At 47.3% G+C, this 20,508-nt stretch carries 20 protein-coding genes; all 20 read right to left on the bottom strand.

All coding sequences use genetic code 11. The annotated features are described in order from the left end of the window. Nucleotides 1-40 precede the first annotated feature (40 nt). The 20 genes from EXW96_RS21375 to EXW96_RS21280 all read right to left on the bottom strand — a co-directional run bounded on the left by EXW96_RS21375 (nt 41) and on the right by EXW96_RS21280 (nt 20,360). On the bottom strand, nt 41-1,315 hold the full coding sequence (locus EXW96_RS21375) for a TRAP transporter large permease (protein ID WP_074728517.1): 1,275 nt from the start codon (nt 1,313-1,315) through the stop codon (nt 41-43). Then, nucleotides 1,312-1,848, bottom strand: coding sequence for a TRAP transporter small permease (locus tag EXW96_RS21370; protein WP_074728519.1), 537 nt, complete (start codon nt 1,846-1,848; stop codon nt 1,312-1,314). Before EXW96_RS21370 ends, EXW96_RS21375 begins: the two co-directional genes overlap by 4 nt. Nucleotides 1,849-1,859: 11 nt before the next feature. After that, the gene (locus EXW96_RS21365; RefSeq protein ID WP_174351362.1) at nt 1,860-2,909 is read right to left on the bottom strand and encodes a TRAP transporter substrate-binding protein; all 1,050 of its coding nucleotides are present in this window, start codon (nt 2,907-2,909) and stop codon (nt 1,860-1,862) included. Between the two features lie 354 nt (nt 2,910-3,263). Next, nucleotides 3,264-3,614, bottom strand: coding sequence for a cupin domain-containing protein (locus EXW96_RS21360; protein WP_062409752.1), 351 nt, complete (start codon nt 3,612-3,614; stop codon nt 3,264-3,266). A gap of 2 nt (nt 3,615-3,616) precedes the next feature. Continuing rightward, a complete protein-coding gene (locus EXW96_RS21355) occupies nt 3,617-4,291 on the bottom strand; it encodes a DUF2848 family protein (protein WP_174351361.1) in 675 nt (224 codons plus the stop codon). A 28-nt stretch (nt 4,292-4,319) separates the two neighbouring features. Next, nucleotides 4,320-5,090, bottom strand: a complete 771-nt coding sequence (locus EXW96_RS21350; RefSeq protein ID WP_054817546.1) for a carbon-nitrogen family hydrolase — start codon at nt 5,088-5,090, stop codon at nt 4,320-4,322. A 34-nt stretch (nt 5,091-5,124) separates the two neighbouring features. Further along, nucleotides 5,125-6,600: a 4-hydroxyphenylacetate 3-hydroxylase family protein gene (locus tag EXW96_RS21345; RefSeq protein WP_054817545.1), complete on the bottom strand. Its 1,476-nt coding sequence runs from the start codon at nt 6,598-6,600 to the stop codon at nt 5,125-5,127. A 78-nt stretch (nt 6,601-6,678) separates the two neighbouring features. Beyond that, complete coding sequence (locus EXW96_RS21340; RefSeq protein WP_062409754.1) at nt 6,679-7,131, bottom strand: PNPOx family protein; 453 nt, start codon at nt 7,129-7,131, stop codon at nt 6,679-6,681. A gap of 457 nt (nt 7,132-7,588) precedes the next feature. Next, complete coding sequence (locus tag EXW96_RS21335) at nt 7,589-8,248, bottom strand: GntR family transcriptional regulator (RefSeq protein WP_054817543.1); 660 nt, start codon at nt 8,246-8,248, stop codon at nt 7,589-7,591. 223 nt (nt 8,249-8,471) lie between these two features. Then, a complete protein-coding gene (gene lpdA, locus EXW96_RS21330; protein ID WP_174351360.1) occupies nt 8,472-9,869 on the bottom strand; it encodes a dihydrolipoyl dehydrogenase in 1,398 nt (465 codons plus the stop codon). A 382-nt stretch (nt 9,870-10,251) separates the two neighbouring features. Then, nucleotides 10,252-11,418 (bottom strand): dihydrolipoamide acetyltransferase family protein, encoded by a 1,167-nt coding sequence (locus tag EXW96_RS21325; RefSeq protein ID WP_074728527.1) that lies wholly within the window; start codon nt 11,416-11,418, stop codon nt 10,252-10,254. Nucleotides 11,419-11,459: 41 nt separating this feature from the next. Further along, on the bottom strand, nt 11,460-12,434 hold the full coding sequence (locus EXW96_RS21320; protein ID WP_062409757.1) for an alpha-ketoacid dehydrogenase subunit beta: 975 nt from the start codon (nt 12,432-12,434) through the stop codon (nt 11,460-11,462). A 13-nt stretch (nt 12,435-12,447) separates the two neighbouring features. Beyond that, on the bottom strand, nt 12,448-13,395 hold the full coding sequence (locus EXW96_RS21315; RefSeq protein ID WP_062409758.1) for a thiamine pyrophosphate-dependent dehydrogenase E1 component subunit alpha: 948 nt from the start codon (nt 13,393-13,395) through the stop codon (nt 12,448-12,450). A 33-nt stretch (nt 13,396-13,428) separates the two neighbouring features. Continuing rightward, a complete protein-coding gene (locus tag EXW96_RS21310) occupies nt 13,429-14,190 on the bottom strand; it encodes an SDR family NAD(P)-dependent oxidoreductase (RefSeq protein ID WP_054817535.1) in 762 nt (253 codons plus the stop codon). 26 nt (nt 14,191-14,216) lie between these two features. Continuing rightward, nucleotides 14,217-15,734 (bottom strand): sugar ABC transporter ATP-binding protein, encoded by a 1,518-nt coding sequence (locus EXW96_RS21305; RefSeq protein WP_174351359.1) that lies wholly within the window; start codon nt 15,732-15,734, stop codon nt 14,217-14,219. Nucleotides 15,735-15,776: 42 nt separating this feature from the next. Next, nucleotides 15,777-16,907 (bottom strand): TMAO reductase system protein TorT, encoded by a 1,131-nt coding sequence (locus EXW96_RS21300; RefSeq protein WP_074728531.1) that lies wholly within the window; start codon nt 16,905-16,907, stop codon nt 15,777-15,779. Nucleotides 16,908-16,930: 23 nt separating this feature from the next. Then, nucleotides 16,931-17,914, bottom strand: a complete 984-nt coding sequence (locus tag EXW96_RS21295; protein WP_137670367.1) for an ABC transporter permease — start codon at nt 17,912-17,914, stop codon at nt 16,931-16,933. A gap of 15 nt (nt 17,915-17,929) precedes the next feature. Continuing rightward, entirely contained in the window at nt 17,930-18,826 is an 897-nt protein-coding gene (locus EXW96_RS21290) for an NAD(P)-dependent oxidoreductase (protein WP_302621138.1), read from the bottom strand. A gap of 76 nt (nt 18,827-18,902) precedes the next feature. Continuing rightward, nucleotides 18,903-19,370: a cupin domain-containing protein gene (locus tag EXW96_RS21285; RefSeq protein ID WP_054817529.1), complete on the bottom strand. Its 468-nt coding sequence runs from the start codon at nt 19,368-19,370 to the stop codon at nt 18,903-18,905. Between the two features lie 189 nt (nt 19,371-19,559). Beyond that, nucleotides 19,560-20,360: an IclR family transcriptional regulator gene (locus tag EXW96_RS21280; RefSeq protein WP_074728538.1), complete on the bottom strand. Its 801-nt coding sequence runs from the start codon at nt 20,358-20,360 to the stop codon at nt 19,560-19,562. Nucleotides 20,361-20,508: the final 148 nt, after the last annotated feature.

Raw genomic sequence — 20,508 nt, 5'->3', positions numbered from 1 at the left:
CCCGTCAGGCGTTTAGCCGGCGGGCTTCTCGTTTCGGACATTAAGGACCCAGCAGTTTTTGAAGTCCTAAAGTCGTCCAAGGGATATAGGTGATAATCATAAGAATAAGACATGAAATAATTAAGAACGGAATTAAGCTTCGCGTAAGCCTCTCGACTGAAACGTTCGCAACCGCTGAGGTCACAAACAGGATGGATCCGACCGGAGGGCTGATCAGCCCTAAAGTTAAGTTAATGACCATGATCACACCCAGGTGGATAGGATCAACCCCATAATGAACGGCTATAGGTAAAAGAATTGGAGTTAACAGGATCAAAGCCGGCACTCCCTCCAGAACGGTACCTATGAGCAGCAGCAGCAGATTGACCAATAACAAAAAGACGAACTGGTTATCCGCTACGGCCAGGAAAGCATCGGTAATCAGCTGGGGAATTTGATTGAAATTCAAGACCCAACCGAAAATATCGGACATCGCCAATAAAAAGGTGACAGTCGAGGTGGTGATAATGGTTCGCACCAGAATGCCCGGCAAATGCTTCCATTTCAACTCCTTATAAACAAAACCGCCGACCAGAAATGCAACCAGAACCGCAACCGCCGCCGATTCCGTTGCTGTAAAGATCCCCGTAGTAATCCCAACCATAATGAGCACCGGAATGCTCAAGGCAGGCAGCACATAAACGGTACCTTTCAGCACCTGGGACCAACTGGATCGATCGGATCTCGGAAAATTTCGTTTTTTGGCAATCGTGTAAATATATAATCCAAAGCCCAGACCAAAAATAATACCGGGCAGAATCCCTGCCAAAAACAAGCTGCCGATCGATACGCCCGCCGTTACTCCGTATATAATGAACGGCATGCTGGGGGGAATGAGCGGAGCTACAACCGATGCGGATGCGGTAAGCGCACTGCTGAAATCCCGGCTGTACCCTTCCTTTTCCATTACCGGAACCACCGTTTTGCTCATCACCGCCGTTTGTGCGGTGGATGATCCGATAATCGTGGCGAGAAACATGTTGGCTACGACATTAACATAAGCAAGCCCACCGCGAAAATGTCCGAATATGACTTTGGCAAATTCAAGCAAACGATTGGTAATCCCGCCTTGATTCATAAATTCGCCCAATAGAATAAACATCGGGATCGCTACAAGGCCGAAATTTTGCAATCCGTTAAACAGCTTGGACGGCATAGACTGTAAAATAGTGAGATTGCCCGTCGTTAACACGTAGATCAGTGTCGTAAGACCCAGCACGATCGCAATCGGCACCCCAATAAACATTAATGCAAAAAAACCGATCGCTGTAGTCATTTAGCATCCCCCCTTGCCCTAAAAATATATGCCGACACTAATTTGTTGATATGATCGATAGTAAATACAATAATGCACAGCATAGATATAGGGACGACGGAATACAAAATCCACAAATTGATGGGAATCGTGGCTGAAAGTTGATTGACCACACTGGGACTCTTAACCCACAGGATAGAGTAGTAGCCAATCACCGCTGCAAACAGTAAGGTGCATAAATGAATAAAGATGTCCGTAATCAGCCTGAACTTGGGGGAAAGACGGTCAATGAGGAAGGTGACCGCCGCCATATCGGCACGTTTAACCCCTAAGCTCGCGCCTAAAAAAGTAATCCAACAAAATAGGTACAATGATAACTCATCGGCCCAGAAAATCGGATGGTTTAACACATATCGAAACATAACCGCAACGATCATGTTAAACGTTAATACGACTCCTATGGCTACACTGACCCAAATCAGTAACCTGTCAATGATGTTAGCTATAGTAGAGATGATATTGGGTTTGGGTTGAATTTGTTGGATTTCTTCCATAGAACAGATACCTACTCTTTCGAAATCTCTTTAGCTTTTTCTAGGAACTTGCCGATTTCCGGAGCCTTTGCAATCCACTTATCCTGAACCGCCTTAATGTATGGTTCAAATTCCGCTTTGTTGGTTAATTGATGCGTAGTCAGTCCAAATTTTGTGCTGGCGTTTGCGAGCAAATCTGCCTCATTCTTTTCCACATATTCAACATTGTATTTCATGGCTACATCAACCGCATCTTCTATCAGCTTTTTATCTTCATCGGACAATCCGTTCCATCTGTCTTTGTTGATCAGAATGCCGCCTGCCCAATACATATGTTTGCTCGGCGTCATGTTCTTGGCAATCTCCGTCAATTTCTCGGAAATGACCGACTCCGTATCGATATCCACACCGCCGATTACGCCGGTTTGCAGTGCCGTATACACTTCGGTTAGCGGCATTGGGGTCGGGCTGACTTTGAGCGAAGTCAAGAAGTCAAGAATGGTTGGGCTCGGGGTCGTTCTCAGCTTAAAGTTCTCCAGATCCTTAATTCCTGTCACCGGCTTCGTAGCCAAGAAGTATCGGAAACCGGAGCTTGCATAGCCTAAGCCTTTGACATTGTCATTCGTTAATGTATCAAATAAGGCCATGGATTCCGGGCTTGTCCACAATTCGTAAGCTTGCTTGTGGTCATTCACCAGGAAAGGCATTAACCATGCGCCAAAGGCAGGGGAAGAACTGCTCAATTGAGCTGTGGTGATGATCGCCATATCCAGAGATCCGGTATTTAACTGCTGCATCATATCGGTTTCGTTACCCAATTGCCCTCCCGGGAACAATTGAACGGTAATCCGGCCGTTGGTTTTGGCATTAAGCTCTTCACCTATTTTCCATGCCGTTTGGGCGAGTCCGCTGTTCTCCTTCGTAATGTTGGCAAATTTCAATACCAGCTTTTGTTGATTCTTCCCGTCATCACCGCTGCTTGTCCCACCGGCGCTCTCGCCTCCGCCACCGCATGCAGCAAGCAAGGACGCAATCATGATCCCGATTGCCGCGGTTTTAAACACTTTTTTTGTTTTTCTCATTCTGTAAGCCTCCTAACTTAATGTGCACACATGATACAAGAGTAAAAATAGTTCTATATACAGGGCTGGTTTAACCAGTCTGAATAGAATCCAAATCGCAGCTACCCTTCATGGAAAGGGTGTAAAAGCCAGGGTGTAAAAGCCCATGAGCGGAGGCAACCTGCAGCCATTAGCGGCACTCATCGTGCTTCTTCCCTTTGTCACGTTGCAATCGCAAATCTTTGCCAGGCACGTCCGTACTTCAATCCGTCATTTTCACAATAAGACCTGCTATATACCTATATCGGCATTCCTGCTGCCTTTTTTTCTATCATTTTGACCATTTTTTGCAAATGGTTTTATCACGCATGAATTTTATTGGCCTTTGGAATAATAACGTACCTCAAACGTCTTACAGCCATTTGGAGATATCCAAGGGCCGTGCTTCATACCCGGAGGCCGGCAAGCTACCATTCCCGCTGTAAATTCCTGATTGAGCGTCAGGTCAATCAAGGAGCCTTCGATCACGTAAAGCTCTTCCCAAAAATCATGAATTTGCACACCGTTCGGAGTGGTGTCCGTGCCCGGTTCGAAGATAAGAATCCGTGTAGCCACTCCCGTTTCCGGGTCCTTCGCAATCACTCGTTCACTTAGACCCTTTACGTTGGTAAAAGGCTTTTGTTCAAATTTCGTATAATCGGTAAATTCCAGTTCCGGTTTTGCCATTGTTAATCCACCTCTGAGTCCTTTAAAATTTTGGTTTCATAATTTATGGTAAGTTTTCTATTGTTTATCTTATCATGAAGTTCCGCCTTGAAAATACCTCCAAAGTAAAATTTTTCAGTTTTCAAGGGAAGCGTTCCGCAATACAGTGCAATACCAGGGCTGTCATACCCGCGCTGCTTTACCAATTCAAGCAAATCCATCGGATTCAAAAAGGCGCCAAGCGTACCTGATTGATACAGCACTTCTTCTCCGTCAACTTGAACCCAGCTGTTCAGCTCAATCTCGTCCCAGTGTTCGGAAATCGACTCAAACGTCCACAATTGCTTGGAAATGATTTTGGCGCACACCTGTTTTGACTTCTGAATCGATACGGCCTCAAGCACACGATCGGTATGGTCACTGCCCAAACCGATATACCAGGTGCCGTCGATATCCAGCAGTACGACCTCCGCCTCGCCGCTGCTGTCATTGCCGACAACGCTGATCACGTCAGTATTGCTTAATAATTCCGGCGCCAGGTCGTACATCATCGGAACCTGCCGGGGAGCCGGTATCCCCAATTCTTTTAATTCTTCAATATGGTGTTTGACCGCTTCCTGGTCTTTATTGGTATATCCCGCTATAACCAATCTTTGCGGTACAAAATTTAATATTTTTCTCTCGTGCTGAAATTCCATGTCTGTATCTATCCTCCCGGGTTTATCATTATAAAACGCGATGTTTTAGAGAAGGGAAGACTTCACGAATTTGGTCCACTTGCTCAGGATGGATTTCAGTTTTCACAATCGTTTCGTGTTCCCCGCCGGATGCGACAACCGTTCCCCATGGATCCACAACTCGGCTGTGGCCCCCCATGAAGACGTTTCTTGTCGTTCCGACGCAATTGCAAGAGATGAGGAAGCATTGATTCTCCAATGCTCTGGCTGAATTAAACAGCTGCCAATGCGCCAAGCGGGAATGCGGCCATGCCGATGTAACGAGCAGCAGCTTGGCGCCTGCGTCCACCTGCTTACGGTATAATTCAGGAAAGCGCAGATCATAGCAGGTGGTGAGTCCGACGCGTCCGAATTCGGTATCGTAGACTCCAATGTCTTCTCCCCGCGTCAACAATTCGCCTTCCAATGAACCATAGCGGAACAAATGGATTTTGCGGTACGTACCCACGATGGCTCCCGTCCGGTCAAATAACACGCTCGTGTTATAATACTTATCCCCGTCTTTCTCCACAAAGCTTCCGGCAAACAAGTACGCGTTCATTTCTTTGGCTTTTGCGGAAAACCGCTTTACGAACGGGCCGTCCATAGGTTCGGCTTCCGCCTTGTAGCGGTCAAACGAGAAATACCCGGTAGCCCAAATCTCAGGCAGCACGATCAAATCGCTGCCCTTGGCCTGATCCAGCAGACCATCCGCCCGTTCGATTCTTTGTTCTTTCGTTTCGCTGTCCTTGATTTCTAATTGAATGGATGCTACTTTCATGCCCTCAGTTCCTTTCTGTTAAGCAGATCCGGAATTATCCTACCTCGATTTCTTTTTCCGTTTTTGCCGTTTCATTCCCAGGCAGCCCGTAGCTTGCCAGGAAGCGGTCAACGATAGCAACCGGCTCTCCGTATCCGTAATTGCGGAACGAGTACCCTTTAACCACAAACGGAGCTCCGTTGTAGAACATTTCGTACTGCTGGTGGCGTCCGCCGAACTCAGATCCGATAATGTCCCAGGCCAATTTGAACAGTTTTACTTTTTCCTCCCCTTTGGCCCCTGTGGAGGAACGGATATATTTTCTCATGTCGTCTTTCGTTTCAGGGTTTATCATTTCCTTATAGGAGGAAGGCACCTGCAGTACGCCGCCGCCTACCAATTCTCTCAAGATGCGGATAACAGACGAATAAATGGTATCCTGCATCCCTACGACGCCATACAGATAACGCGCATTCGGGCGGGCTACGCCGTTCTTATCGATGCTGCACTGATATTCCGAGGCCATCAGCATGCCTTCCACCATGGCCGCTTGCGACGCCAGCTCCCCAAGCCGCTCCTGAACCTGCGGGAATTTATCGGTACCGTTCATTTCCGTTACTTTCCTTGCCACGCCGATCACGAACTTCAGCTTGGCAGACAAGCGGGTTTGCGCCTGGTTGTTGCCCAAGACGTGAGCAGGCGTTCCGTGGAACTGCGCGCGGGTTGCTTCGATGTCTTTGTACACGAATACGTGCTCCCAAGGGATAAACACATCCTCAAATACAACAAGCGAATCGCTCTCATCATACTGCGTCGACAACGGATAATCGAAAGTGCTCGGCTTGTCGGCTGCGAAGCTGGGACGGGCATAAAGCTTCAGTCCCGGTGCATCCATCGGCACGACGAACGAAATCGCATAATCCTCGTCTCCCGGACGCAGCGGTGTAATGCAGCTGCAGAACAAATAGTTGCTGACGGCCGAGCTTGTGCCGAGCATTTGCGAGCCGCGCACGACAATGCCGTCTTCTCTTTCCTCGTATACACCTACCGGCAGGAACTTCTCTTCCTGTTCGTTGGCTGCTTTGCTGCGGTCAATTTGCGGTGGAATGATGACGTAAGTGACGAACAGATCGTTGTCCCTTGCATATTTGTAAAAATCAATCACATACTTGGCACGGTCGCCGAATACCTCAGGATGGCTCGCGAACCCTGCCAGGAAACTGGCCACATGATCCGGGCTGCGTCCGGCAAAACCGCAGGTGGCTTCCGCCCATTTATACATTGCCTCACGGCGTGCAGCCAAATCCTCTCTGCTTCTTGGAATCATAAACATCTTGTTGGCAACCGTACCGTCTTCCGTTGTGTACGTCATGCCGTTAGCCGGATCGGCGGACATATCGTACATCTTGGAGAAGGTGTTCACGATTCCTGCGAATGCCGGGTGGGTCGTCACATCTTTTACACGCTCTCCCCCGATATAAATGGTTCTGTTATCCTTCAGAGATTCTACATATTGTTTGCCGTTTCTCATGCTTTTGATCTTCCTTTCCGAAGGTAAATATATTTTTAAATTTTGTACACTGTATGATGTATACACTGATAACGATAATTATGCGTTATAGATGGCCTCTTTGACCTCAGTATCGAGTTTTTTGACCAGGTCAGCATTATATGTTTTAACAAATTCAAGCTTCGTAGTGATTTTCCCGCCGTAGAAAATAATATCTCTGATTCCTTCTACCTGTACTTCAATCAAGGCAAGCTTCAAGGTCAGCCCTTCGGTTTTGGCTACTTTGACAGAAGCTTTTCCCGTTAAGGAGAATACGGACTCTTGAGCAGTAAAATTCAAAAGCACCGCAGGATCTTGTTCAATGATTTTGATGAAATCGGACTTAGCGTCGATCGCAAAACGAATCGTTGTTGCGTTTACGGCATACACCCAAGACAAAGCCGTCGAATAAATAGCCCCGCTTTCCTTCTCAACTACATTAAGCAGCACGATGTTGTTTCCCTGCAGCGCATCCACCATTTCGGGAGTCAATTCCGTTAAAACTTTTGACATGGCATTCCTCTCCTTTTTGGAATATCAGATCTATAGGCATTTTATAAATCAACAGTGTAATAAAACAGCGGGCTTTGGAGCAAAATAGGAAAGGATTTCGTCCACTGTATGATGTATACACAAAAATTTTGTCGTTTTTAATCTTAACTTAGTGACTTATGTTATGGGATAAATAGTAATATAGTTCGATTTTGTTGTCAATATTTTTTTCGTTTGAATGTTACGTTATATCACATGTGCTCGTTTTTTTGGATTTTTTGTCGAATAACGTCAAATATTTTCCCATATTGACGACGCTTACAAAATAGAATGTTCAAATTTTTCCATTTTTACTATTTTAATAAAATACAGAATTTTCAAGCTCACTAAAGCGTTAGTTGAACTGAGAAATTCTGTATCAGGTTTGAAGAGATTCCGACAGAAAAAAGCTTCCAGCGGATCTCCAGTTTTTCTTAATCTACTTTTTCCAGGATTCCTTGGTCTTACTCAAATGATGGATCATGGCTTTAGCTGCCAAATCCGAATTTTTCTTTTCCATACAAAGAATAATATATTCGTGTTCCGATAAAACCTCCCTCATCCGATTTCTTTTTTTAATCGCTCTCAGACCAATCAATTGAGATAAATTGTGCAAGTTCAATAATACCTGCTCAATCAAGTGGTAATCTGCAAATCGGGTTAAAGTGATATGGAAGGTTTGGTCCAGGCTGATAAATGAAATTTCATCATCCTTCTCCATGGCTTCCTGCTGATTTTGATAAATTTGTCTTAGCTGCTCCAATTGCTCAGGTGTGATCGTTTCGGTTAATTTCTTAATGACCTCACCCTCAATGGTGGTTCTAAGCAAAAAGATTTGTTCGGCTTCGCTTTCCGTTACGTTCCGCACAGCCATCCCTTTTCTGGGAATCGTAACAATTAAGCCTTCTTTTAATAAATCTTGAAGCGCTTCCCGAACCGGAGTGCGAGAAGTATTCAGCAGTTCGGCCAGCTTCACCTCCGTGAATATTTCTTCTGAAGAAATATACCCATTTAAAATGACATCCTTAATTTCGTTATATGCTCTCTCTTTGGTTGTAATTTGTTTATCGATGGGTTTCAGATTAAAACTAGGCATCATTAACCACACTTTCTTTTCTTTGTGTATACATTGTACATTATACGGTACACGTCTTATGTTAGTCAATCGTTTTCAAAAGCCGCCTTAAATTCTTTTTTTCGTATGTTCACTCTACACCCTGCCGTTTCGGGATCCTATCGAAATCTTCTTAACATACGACGCGTCGAGGCACCGTTTCCGGGCACCTCGACGCGTCGTATTTCATCTTTACTTTTGAGCTATATTACATCGAATGAATTCCTAACCCCAGCGCATTTTCGGCTGCCTCCATGATCATTTCCCCAAGCGTTGGATGAGCATGAATCGTCAAAGCCACATCTTCAAGCGTCGCTCCCATTTCAATAGCCAATCCCACCTCGGCTATCAAATTTGATGCTTCAGGACCTACAATTTGAGCGCCGATCACTACGCCCTCCTTCTTATCGGCAATCAGGATCACCGATCCTTCCGCTGCATGCAGGGACAAGGCTCTGCCGTTGGCTGCATAAGAAAATTTCCCTACCCTGGTTTCAATCCCTTGGTCGTTGGCTTCTTTTTCCAATACGCCCACCACAGCGATTTCAGGATCCGAGAACACAACCGCAGGAATACAACGGTAATCGACCACACTTCCCCTGCCGGCAATCACTTCCGCTGCTGCCTTTCCTTCATAAGAAGCTTTGTGTGCCAAAGCAGGGCCGGGAACAATATCGCCTATGGCATAAATATGGGATACGTTTGTTCTGCACTGGCGATCCACAGCGATCAATTTTTTGTCATTTACTTGTATGCCCGCCGCTTCCAAACCTAATTGATCCGTGTTGGGCTTGCGTCCAACCGTAACCAATACATAATCGGCTGTGAGTTGTTTTTCCTCCCCCGCTGCTTCAAAAGTGACGGTGACCTCATGATTCTTTTCCGAGCAATGTTTAGCAAACGCCTTGGTATATACATCCACGTTCGCCTTTTTCAAATTTCGGTTCACTGTGCTTACTAAACGTTTGTCAAAGCCGGGCAGGATGGAGGCTCCGCCCTCAAGAATGGTAACCTTTGTGCCGAATTTGGCAAAAGCTTGACCCAGTTCAATTCCTATGTATCCGCCGCCGACCACGGCCAGCCGTTTAGGCACTTCTTCCAAATTCAATGCAGCTGTTGATGAAAGAACTCTTTGACTGAACGGCAAATCGGGCAGTTCCATCGGCCGGGAGCCCGCTGCAAGAATACAATGCTGAAAATGGTAATGGTCGGAGCCGTTTGCATGGGTAACGACAATTTCGTTCTTGCTGACGAAGCGGGCTTCGCCTTGGATGAATTCAATCTGATGTCCTTTCAGTAAACTGCTTACGCCGCCGGTCAGTCTGTCAATCACGCTCCGCTTCCACTTCTGCACTTTGGCATAATTTAGTTTGACATGATCGGCATCGATTTCAATGCCCATTTCCTGATAGCGTGACACATTTTGATAGGCTTCAGCCGCCGAGATTAGCGCTTTGGAAGGAATACAGCCTACGTTCAGGCAGACTCCCCCCAGATTCTCTTTCTCAATCACCGTCACTTTTTTACCTAATTGGGCCGCGCGGATGGCTGCCGTATATCCTCCGGGACCCGCACCGATCACCACGACATCAAGCTCAAGAGCCATCTTTCACTCCTCCGTTCCTATTTAAATATTTTTCCAACTTTTGAAATAAAATAGAAGACAGCACAGATACAACCAACCCGTTCCCGATAATGTTGCCTGCCATAGGATGGAGCTGCCTGCAGCATCATAAATATCCCGAGAGAGCTCTGTTTTTTGTACCAGTGCCATCGATTGAATGCTGACCACGATATGGGTTAACATAATCGAACCTGTTGAAGCGAAGCCGCACCAACCATGAAGAAGGTATTGCTCAAAAAAAACGGAAGTGTCCGATGCATTGAGGTTAAACAAATGCGCAATGGATAACACCCCTTTAATCCGCAAATGGCCAGAAACCAGGCAAGTCTTTAACTGCCTGGTTTCATCCTATGCCGTATGGTGGTTACAACATCAATCCCGGGGTCTCCAGATAGTCGGCAATCGATTTCAGCAGCTGCGCAGCCGGGGCTCCATCTGCGGCCTGATGGTCCCAAGTCAGTGATAACGATAGAATAGAACGGATCTCGATCCGGTCTTCTACTACCCAAGGACGCTTCAGGATTCTCCCCAGGCCCAAAATGCCGGTTTGGCCGGGATACAATATAGGAGTAAACGTATCGACTCCACTCGCTCCCAGATTGGTGATCGTAAAATTGCCGTTCTCCACATCGCGGGACTCGAGTTTCGAGTTTCTGGCTTTCGTCACGATATCGTTCAGCTCCCTGGCGACCGCTGCCAGCGATTTGCTTTGTACATCCTTGATGATCGGCACCACGAGCCCTTTGTCGGTAGCCACAGCCACATTCAAATCGACGCTTGCGGGGATGACGATCTTCCCGTTCTCCAGCTTCCCGTTGAAGCGCCGATGTATCTGCAGCGCTTTGGCCACAGCCAAAATGATGAATGCTGTAAAGGTGATCTTATCCTTTTGGACCTTTTTTACCGATTCCAGCAGAGCCACGGCATCGGTAACATCGACATCCCTGGTCATCGTAAGCTGTGCCGTCGACTGAAGACTGTGCAGCATTCGTTCTCCGCTGATCGCTTCAATGCGGTTCAACTGATAAATTTCCATGTTCTGCGGCTGCGGCGGGCTGTGATCCTCTGCCTGCGGTTGTTGAATCTCTTCACGGTCCTCAACAACCGTATTCGCCGCTTCTGCATAATTTTGTATATCCTGATGGACAATGCGCCCGTTGGGACCTGTCCCCTTCACCTTGGATATATCTACCCCCAAGGTATGGGCCAGCCTGCGGGCCGATGGGGATATTTTGATGAAGGAATTATTCGGTTGGACATCTTTCCGCTCTTCTTGCTGAGGCGCGTCCGCCTTCGCCGCTGCGGCTCCAATCTCCGCAATCGCAGCGCCTACAGGCACATCATCGTCTTCTTTAAAAAATTGTTTGATCAGAATGCCCTTTTCGGGGGCTTCAATCTCCATATTCACTTTATCGGTGGACACTTCCGCTATCACTTCATTGGCTTCCACGGGATCCCCTTCCGCTTTAAACCATCGGGTAAGGACGGCACTATCCATATTTGCGCCGAGTTTGGGTAAGATGATTTGCATGGAAATCCCTCCTTTCACATCGCTTTGTCCATGGCTTTCGCTTAAACAAGGGACAAGACCGCATTCTCAATTTTTTCGGGAGACGGAAGTGCAGCATCCTCGAGCGGCTTGCTGTGAGGAATCGGAACATTCTCCGTCCCTATTAATTTCGGTGGGGCATCCAAATAATCAAACACCTGCTCCATTACTTCATAGATGATGGATGTTCCGATCGAGCCCCATTTGTGCGATTCTTCCACAACGATAAGCCGTCCCGTTTTCTGAACCGATTGCTTCACGGTTTCCAAATCAAACGGTACCAGCGTACGGGGATCGATAATTTCGCAGGAGATTCCTCTTTCCTGCAACCGATGGGCGGCCTCTTTGGCAAGCTGTACCATCCTTGATACCGCTACAATGGTCACATCGCTGCCACTTTGGATCACGTTGGCTTTGCCGAATGGAATCGGATCCCCGCCCACTTCTACCTCATCCCTTATCCCGTAAAGCAATTTATGTTCGAGAAAGATGACCGGTTTGTTGTTGCGCACTGCGGTTTTAAATAACCCGTAAGCGTCATTGGGGCTGGATGGAAGCACGACCTCTATACCGGGCATATTACAAAATAACGATTCAAAGCTTTGCGAGTGCTGCGCACCGTTGCCTCTTCCCGCGCCCTGCTGACCGCGAAACACGACCGGAACCGGAAACTGGCCGCCCGACATATATGTCAATTTGTTCGCCTGATTAATCAGCTGATCCATGGCAACCGCACAAAAATCCATATATAAAATCTCCACAACCGGCCTTAACCCGGTCAGCGCGGCTCCGATCGCCATTCCGAAAAATCCCGTTTCCGAGATGGGGGTATCCAATACCCGGTCTGATCCAAACTGTTCCCACAGCCCCTTCGTAACTTGGAAGGCACCTCCCGGTTTGCCGATATCCTCCCCGAACAAAACGATCCGGTCATCACGTTCCATTTCTTCCTTGATCGCCAAATTGAGCGCTTGAGTATAGGTCATCTTCTGAGCCATATGTATTTTCCTCCTATTCTGCGTAATATAACCCGTCAAATAAATGCTTCGGATCCGGCCAAGGGCTTTCTTTGGCAAATTTGACCGCATCTTCGATTTCCTGTTCTATGGACGCATCCAGCTTTTTCACATCGACCTGCAGTTGGGACAGCTTCTCCGCTGCCGTCTTCAGCGCATCTCTGGCCGCCCAGGACGCAACTTCTTCCCTGCTGCGATAAACTTCCTGATCCCCGCACATATGGCCGACAAGCCTATACGTTTTCATTTCCAGAAATATCGGACCTTTTCCGGCACGAATGTCTTCAATCGCTCTTTTGGCCACTTCGTAGACTTCCTCTACATTGTAGGCATCGACCATATGGGCGGGAATTTTATACGCCTCCGCGCGTTCGGCCATATGCTCGACCGGTACGATTTCTTCAATCGGAGTCATTTCCGAATACAGGTTGTTCTCACAAACAAATAATACGGGAAGCTTATATACGGCGGCCAAATTCAACGCCTCATGAAACGCTCCCTGGTTCGTCGCTCCATCGCCGAAGATCGTCACCGTCACATAATCTTCTTTGAGATATTTGGCGCTGTACGCCGCACCAACGGCGTGAGGAAGTCCTGCGGCCACAATCGCATTCGCTCCAAGCACGCCCCGGCTTACGTCAGTAAAGTGCATCGAGCCTCCGCGTCCTTTATTGATCCCGGTCTCCCTTCCCAGCATTTCTGCCATCAGCAGTTTCACCGGTGTTTTTCTTGCAATGACATGTCCATGTCCGCGGTATGTCGTGGTCATTTTATCCTGCGGCGCCATCGCTAAACCAACGCCTGCAGCTACCGCCTCTTGACCGATCGACAAGTGAATGGAACCTCTGATGAAATTCTCGGCGAATAATACGCTTAACGTCTCTTCGAATCTTCTGATGGTCTTCATTATGGTATAAGCTTCTGTCAGCAAATCTTTATCCATGGGAACCTCCTGTTAAGTTTGATAAAATGGGGGCTACACGATCAGTTGGCCCCCATTGACATCGAGACATACACCTGTGATGTGGATAGCCTCTTCACTGGTTAAAAATACAATGGCCTGAGCAATTTCTTCTGGAGAAGCCAACGTTCCACGGGGAATCTCTTTCCCCCACAGGTCCATGACCTCTTCTCCTCTTACGGCGATAGCGCGATCCGTCTTCGTTGTGCCTGGAGCTACGGCATTCACCCGGATCCCATAGGGTCCCAGTTCCGCTGCGAGAACTTTTGTCATGGATTCAACCGCAGCCTTGGCGCAGGAATAATGAATCGGCGTGTTTTTCAGGGCGGTGCGGGCTGCTATGGAGCTCACGTTAACGAACGAACCCTTTCTTGAATACATCATCCGCTTGGCGAACTCCCTGGAGCTGTAGAATATACTGTGCATATTGAGCCGAATGACTTTATCCCATTCCTCATCGGTTAAATGGATCGTGGGTGTATAGCCCGTAAACCCGCCTGTACAATGGATAACGGCGTATAAATCCGTGCTATCCCCTGCAATTTCGGCGAACCTGCGAACCTGCTCCGGTTTGGTCGCATCGGTTTTAACATACGTGATCCGTCCGCCCCGTTCTTTGATCTCCCGGCATAGCTTCATGCTCTTTTCTTCGTTAATATCCGCCAAATAAATGTCAGCCTGCTGTTGTGCATATAGAAAGGCGCACGACTTTCCAATTCCTTCTGCGCCTCCCAAAATAGCAACTGCTTTGTTCCGGAAACATGTATAATGCGCCAAATAAATTCATTTCCTCTCTCTTAACGTTAATTTAACGTTAATTCCATGCGAGAAGCCTCTTCCTGACGACTTACCATATAATTCAAAATTTGGAATTCTGAAATTTCATCTCCTTCCAGATTCGCCTTCAGCTCTCCTTGATGCATGACAAGCACTCTGTGGGATATCCCCACAATCTCCGGAACATCCGAGGAAATCACGATAATGGATTGGCCGTTTCTGGAAAGATCGGCAATCAGATCATATATTTCAGATCTGGCTCCTACATCAACCCCTAGTGTCGGCTCGACAAAAATCAAAATTTTGGCTTGAGCAAACACCCCTCTGGCAATCAGGACTTTTTGACGGTTCCCTCCGCTTAACGTATCCACATGATAATCCACATTCACGGCGCGTACCTTCAATCTTCCCGCAAGCTCCTCAACGTCTTCGGTTTCCTTTTTCCGGTTGATCCTCACGCCGTTGGAATAGTTCCGAATCGCAGGCAGGCTGACATTTTCACAAATCGATTTGGATAAATACAGAGCTTCATTCCGGTTGTCGGGAATCAAAAATATGCCTTTATCAATGGCGGCTTTCGTATTGTGAACACGGGTTTCCTCGCCGTTTATTTTAATCAACCCTCTATCCGGCTCCATTCGTCCGAACAATGCCTGGGCCAGCTCGGTTTTCCCGCATCCCATCAATCCGGCGATGCCAAGGATTTCTCCCTCATGCAGTTGAAAACCGACATCTGAAAAATGCGGTAACAAGGATAGCCCTTTCACTTCGTAAACGACCTTGCCTTTCCTCACTTCCTTGGCAGGGTAAATATCCCCGATTTCTTTGCCGACCATCCAATGAACGATTTGTTTTTCGTTGATTCCTTCCGCAGGTGTCGTCGTGACTTTCCTGCCGTCTTTAAGAACGGTGATGCGGTCGCTGATGCTTAATGCTTCCTTCAAATGATGCGAAACGAAAACAATTCCCGCGCCCTGATCCTTGAATTTTTGTACGACCTGAAACAATTTTTCCCGTTCATGCGGGGTTAGTGCGGTAGCCGGTTCATCCAAAATAAGAACCCGTGCGTTATTCAGAAAGGCCCGCGCCAGCTGGACCAGCTGTCTTGTGGCAATATTGAGATGCTTAACCGGAATGTCGGGATGAACGGTGTCCAGACCTACCTGCTTCAGCAAATCCGCCGATCGTTCAATCATGAGGGATTTATTGATTTTCCCCATATGGCTTGGAATCTGGCCCATGAAAATATTCTCTGCGACGGAGAGTTCGTGGAACAGCGCCTCTTCCTGAAACGCTGTACTGATCCCCGACCGGATGGCATCCAACGGACTGTCAAAATGGACCTCCTCATTTTGAACAAATATTTTACCGTAATTTGGGGTGATAATCCCGGCTATGACTTTGATCAATGTAGATTTGCCTGCACCGTTTTCCCCGAGAAGGGTATGGACTTCTCCCGATTGAACATCAAATGATACATCGTCCAAAGCCAGAACCCCGGGATATTGCTTCGTGATTTGTTCCACTCTTAATACTTCAGCCATTTCCCGCCCTCCTCCGTGAGAATCCATATGCTGCTTCCGGTTTTATTGAGCGACCGAAGGTTTGTAATGATCAGGCGCCAAATACTTGTTCACATCAAAACGATCGATATTCTCCTTTGTGATCGTTTCCACAGGAACTCCGATCCGTTTCGGGAGATTTCTCTCGCCGTTCAAATAGCGCACCATTATGTTGACCAGCATTCTCCCCTGCTCCACAGCCTGATAAGGCAGGGACATCGTAATTTCGCCATTTTTAATGAGCATCTGCGTATCCTTACCGATTCCCGACATGGTCACCACTTTGATTTGGCCTGTCTTGCCTACCGCTTTAATCGCATCCGCCACCCCTGCCGCAATCAGATCGGCCCCCGCATAAAAGGCATCGATATCGGGGTTCGCCTGCAGCGCATCCTGGGCGGCGTTGAGTCCCTCGGCCCTGTCGTTTTTACCGTAGTGTTTACCTACAATCTCGATATCCGGATGGTTTTTTTGCATGTATTCTATAAATCCCTTTTCTCTGCCGAGCGCCCAGGAAGAGCCCGCTACCCCGGACAGCATATATACTTTACCTTTACCGTTCATTTCCTTGCCCAGGTATTCAGCCGTCATTGCGCCCAGCATTTCTTGCGTCGCCTGAATATCCGTAACAATTTTGTCGGTATTGATTCCTACGGCAAAATTGACGACAGGGACTTTTGCTCTTTCAGCCACCTCTACCGCAGTCACCAATGCATCAGGATTGGCAGGCCCTAGCAGCAGGCCGTCGATACCGCGAGAGAGTAAATCTTCCACTTGTGCAATTTGCTCCATGTGCTTATGATAACCGCCTGCGGCCGTAACGTAAGGCTTGGGCAAGCCCAGCTTTTCCAACTGCTGCTCTATCCCATATTGGAAGCCAACCCAAAGCGGATCGGATAGATAGACAAGCGATGCTCCGATTTGATATTTCTCTTTAGGCACGGGGTCTGGCTGCTGCAGATACCATTTCAGAGCCTCTTCCGGTTCAAGATCGACTACACTGGGTTCATTGGATGCCGTGCCGGCGGGCGTAGTGGCGGGAGCCGAACCTCCTTCGGCGGTTTCGCCGCCTTGGCTGCAACCCGCTGCTATAGCAGTCAGCGCAAAAACAATGGCCATTAGCAATAAGGTCTTCTTCTTGTTCTGTCCGATCATTCTCCGTTCCCCCTTAGCACGGTTTATGTTTGGTGACGTTTTTTCCTTCTGCGAATTTGATCGAGGCTGACTGCCAATACCAAAACGACGCCGAGTGCAATGTCCTGTACATAAGAAGAAATACCGATCAAGTTCATGACATTATTTAAAAGAGCCAGCAAAAGGACGCCGAAGGCAACGTTGATGATGCTTCCCGCTCCCCCCGATAGAGACACCGCGCCGATCGCTACAGCAGCGATGGCCTCCAGCTCCAGTCCCTCGGCAATCGTCGGCTGCCCGGAATTTACCCTTGATGCAAGCAGAATTCCGCCGATTGCCGCAGCCAATCCGCTGATGACGAAAACCGAAATATCAATTTTGCGAACATTGATTCCGGTAAGCTTCGCCGCCTCTTCATTTCCGCCCTTGGCATAAATGTGCCGGCCAAACACGGTTTGGGTTAAAACATAATACGAAACGGCAAGCAAAACGCAAACAATCAGCACGACTTGCGGAATGGGGCCAATAAAGCTGACAACGATTTCTCTGAAAGCAGGAGGAAGCCCGGTAACCGGCTCTCCGTTCGTAATGAGAAGACCAAGTCCTCTAAGAATCGTCATCATACCCAAGGTGACGATCAGAGAGGGAACCATGGAATAAGCAACCAATAGTCCATTGATCAAGCCGATGACTACCCCGAGCAGCAGACCGGCAAGGATGCCAATCGCCATTCCGTATTGATTTATCGTCATCGCGGTGACCACACCGACAATAGCCGCATTGGCAGCTACGGACAGATCAAAATTTCTGGTCAGCATGACAAAGGTTTGCCCAAAAGCCAAAATAGCCAGAAAGGAAGCCTGAATCAACAGGTTTTGAAAATTGAACAAAGTGAAAAATCGGGGTTGAATGATCGTCGTCAACAGCGCTACCACAACAATAATCAAGGGCAGCATAAGGTTAGGCGTGACCTTCATAGCGGACTTTGTCTTTTTCGGTAGTTTGGTTGGTTCTATCGTATTGTTCATAGGCTCCCCCTCTTTTTACATTTTCAGAACCTTTTCAATGAAATAAGGAACGATCGCCCCCCAATCCCGGTCGCCCCAACCGTCCGCAACCGCTGTCGTATAGGAAAGAAGCGTTATACTGGCGGCAGGAGTCGGAACTCCATAGAATTGACCGGCCGATATCATATTGGCCAGATCCTTTTTGACCCCCTTGATATCGAAGGATACTTCTTCCGTCGCTTGAAGTATCGCCGGAATCTTAACGGGAAGGACCTTGATTCCCGCAGGACTTTCCGCAATGAACTCGAGCATGGATTTCAAATCAATACCCGCCTTTACGCCTATGGCCAAGGCCTCCGATAAGGCGTAGGAGTATATATTCATCGGCATATTCAAAACGAGCTTCATTACCATGCCTGTTCCCACAGGGCCGATATGTTTCATGCTTTTACAAAATGTCCCCAAAACAGGCTTCGCCCGGGAAATGCTCTCTTCATCTCCGCCCATCAAAGCAATCAGGCTGCCTTCGCGGGCATGCACCACTGTTCCTGATACCGGCGAATCGATCAAACTCCCGCCTTTTTGGCAGATCATTTCCGCTAATTCACGGATGGTGGCCGGATGAACCGTGCTCATTTCAATAAAGAGCTTACCGTTAAGGCCGCCTTGCAGCAGGCCGGCTTCGCTTGTATACATATCTTTAACCGCTTGATCATCTGCAACCATCGAAAATAAGATTTCGCAATTTTCAGTTAATTCTAGCGGAGTTTCCGCCCACTTCGCACCTTGATCCAACAAATCCTGGGCCTTGGACTTGGTCCTGTTCCAGACGGTCAGATCAACGCCTGCCTGCAATAATCTTTGTGCCATAGCAAAGCCCATTCTACCCAGTCCTGCGAAACCGATTTTCATGTTATCCCTCTTTTGTTTCATAAATTGAAACACTTATGCAGGCCGGTTTAACAATGGGTTACCCGCCAATCAGATGACGGGTAACACCCGGTTCATTTTAGTTTTTATAGTTCGTTTCCGTTACGTTAGTGAGATCTTCCTTGGCCACAAAAGCGGCTCCCTCGGCATTTGCGCTCGTATTCAATACCAGCAGGCGCCCGGTTCCCCCGCCGACATTATTAAAGCCTCTTAATACCCCGGGCGGAACCGAAATCACGTCCAATGGACCTAATGTTGCTCTCTCTTCGCCGTTAGGACCCCAAAAGAATTCCCATAGTCCATCGAGAGGCATAAAAATTTCTTCGACTTCATGGTCATGCAATCTGGCTTGGGGACCAGGTCCCGCTTCAATAATGCCCAACGAAATTGCGCTGTCCATCAGCACCGGCGGAATGGTGGTTTCCGTAGCCGCCAATGTGCCGATATATCTGTAAGTCGCTTTCTTAAAATCCGGAAATGCATCCCAATTGGCTTTTACGTCCTGTCTGCGAATTACACGTTTGTGAACATCCTTTAGATTACTCATTGGTATTCCTCCTCAAAAAATTTTTTTATGTGGAAAATCAAAATTGATTTTCACTACCTCTGCCGTTTTTTTAATATAAAATGATGGCCGCAAACGCTTTCAGAAAGCGAAGGAGAAGCAGCCTGATCCACTTGATCATCCCGGACTGCAAAGATATTGAACGGATGTTGGGGCTTGCCGGGTTGAATTTCACCTCTGATAAACCTGATAATCACCTCCTTCAAAATCATAATAGCCTAAAGATTGCGAGGCTTGTTTGGCAATCATACAAACCTTCTGGATATACTCGTCTTTATGATGTCTGTATCGTTCGACCGGCATCGTCACGGAGTAGGCTGCTATCGGTTTTTTATTCGCTCCAAAAACCGGAGCTGCGATGCAGCAGATCCCTTTCATAAAATCTTCATCGTCCAAACAATAGCCACGCTTTTTGACTTCAGCCAACTCCGTTTTTAATTCATCCAGGTTGGATGGGGTCGATTCCGTTAATTGCTCGAACGGATTGTCTTTAAAATAATTCACGATTTTGGATTCAGGCCAAAACGCAATGACCGATTTAGGCAGAGCGCGGGCATGGGGATATTCCTTATACCCGATATAAAGCGTTTTCACTTTTACGGCTTGAGGACAATCGATAATGCCCGTAAGAATCACGGAATCATCAATCTCTTTGCCTAAATAGGCCGTTTCCTGCGTAATGTTGGAAAGCTCCTGCAAATACATGTTCAGTGTGGCATCAGGGGTCATCGATTGCAAAAAAGCATTGTTTAAAAACGGGATCTGATAACCTACCGAGTAGACATCATCCTTGGTTTTGATGACATACCCGTAATCGAGCAGCGTATTGATTAAATGGTAAGTCGTGCTTAAGTTTAAACGGAGGTCAATACTGATTTCCTTGATGAGCAATCCTCTCGGGTTTTTCCCGAGCAGATTTAAAATTTGAAGTGCCTTGGAAACCGACCTTATCCTAGTTTTCTCCTTTTCCATAGCATCACCCTAATGAAAATATAACAGTGAATATCGTTTAATTCAATGAAAATAAATTCATAATATGAAATATTTGAATAATTCAAAAATATCTGATCATATACGACAAAAAAACCCCTGAAGTTTCAAGGATTTTCGAGTAAAAACG

The organism is Paenibacillus sp. JMULE4, assembly GCF_013337105.1.
GTDB classification, from domain to species: domain Bacteria; phylum Bacillota; class Bacilli; order Paenibacillales; family NBRC-103111; genus Paenibacillus_G; species Paenibacillus_G naphthalenovorans.
The sequence above is the reverse complement of the archived record's forward strand: the minus strand, read 5'-3'. Positions and strand labels throughout refer to the sequence as shown.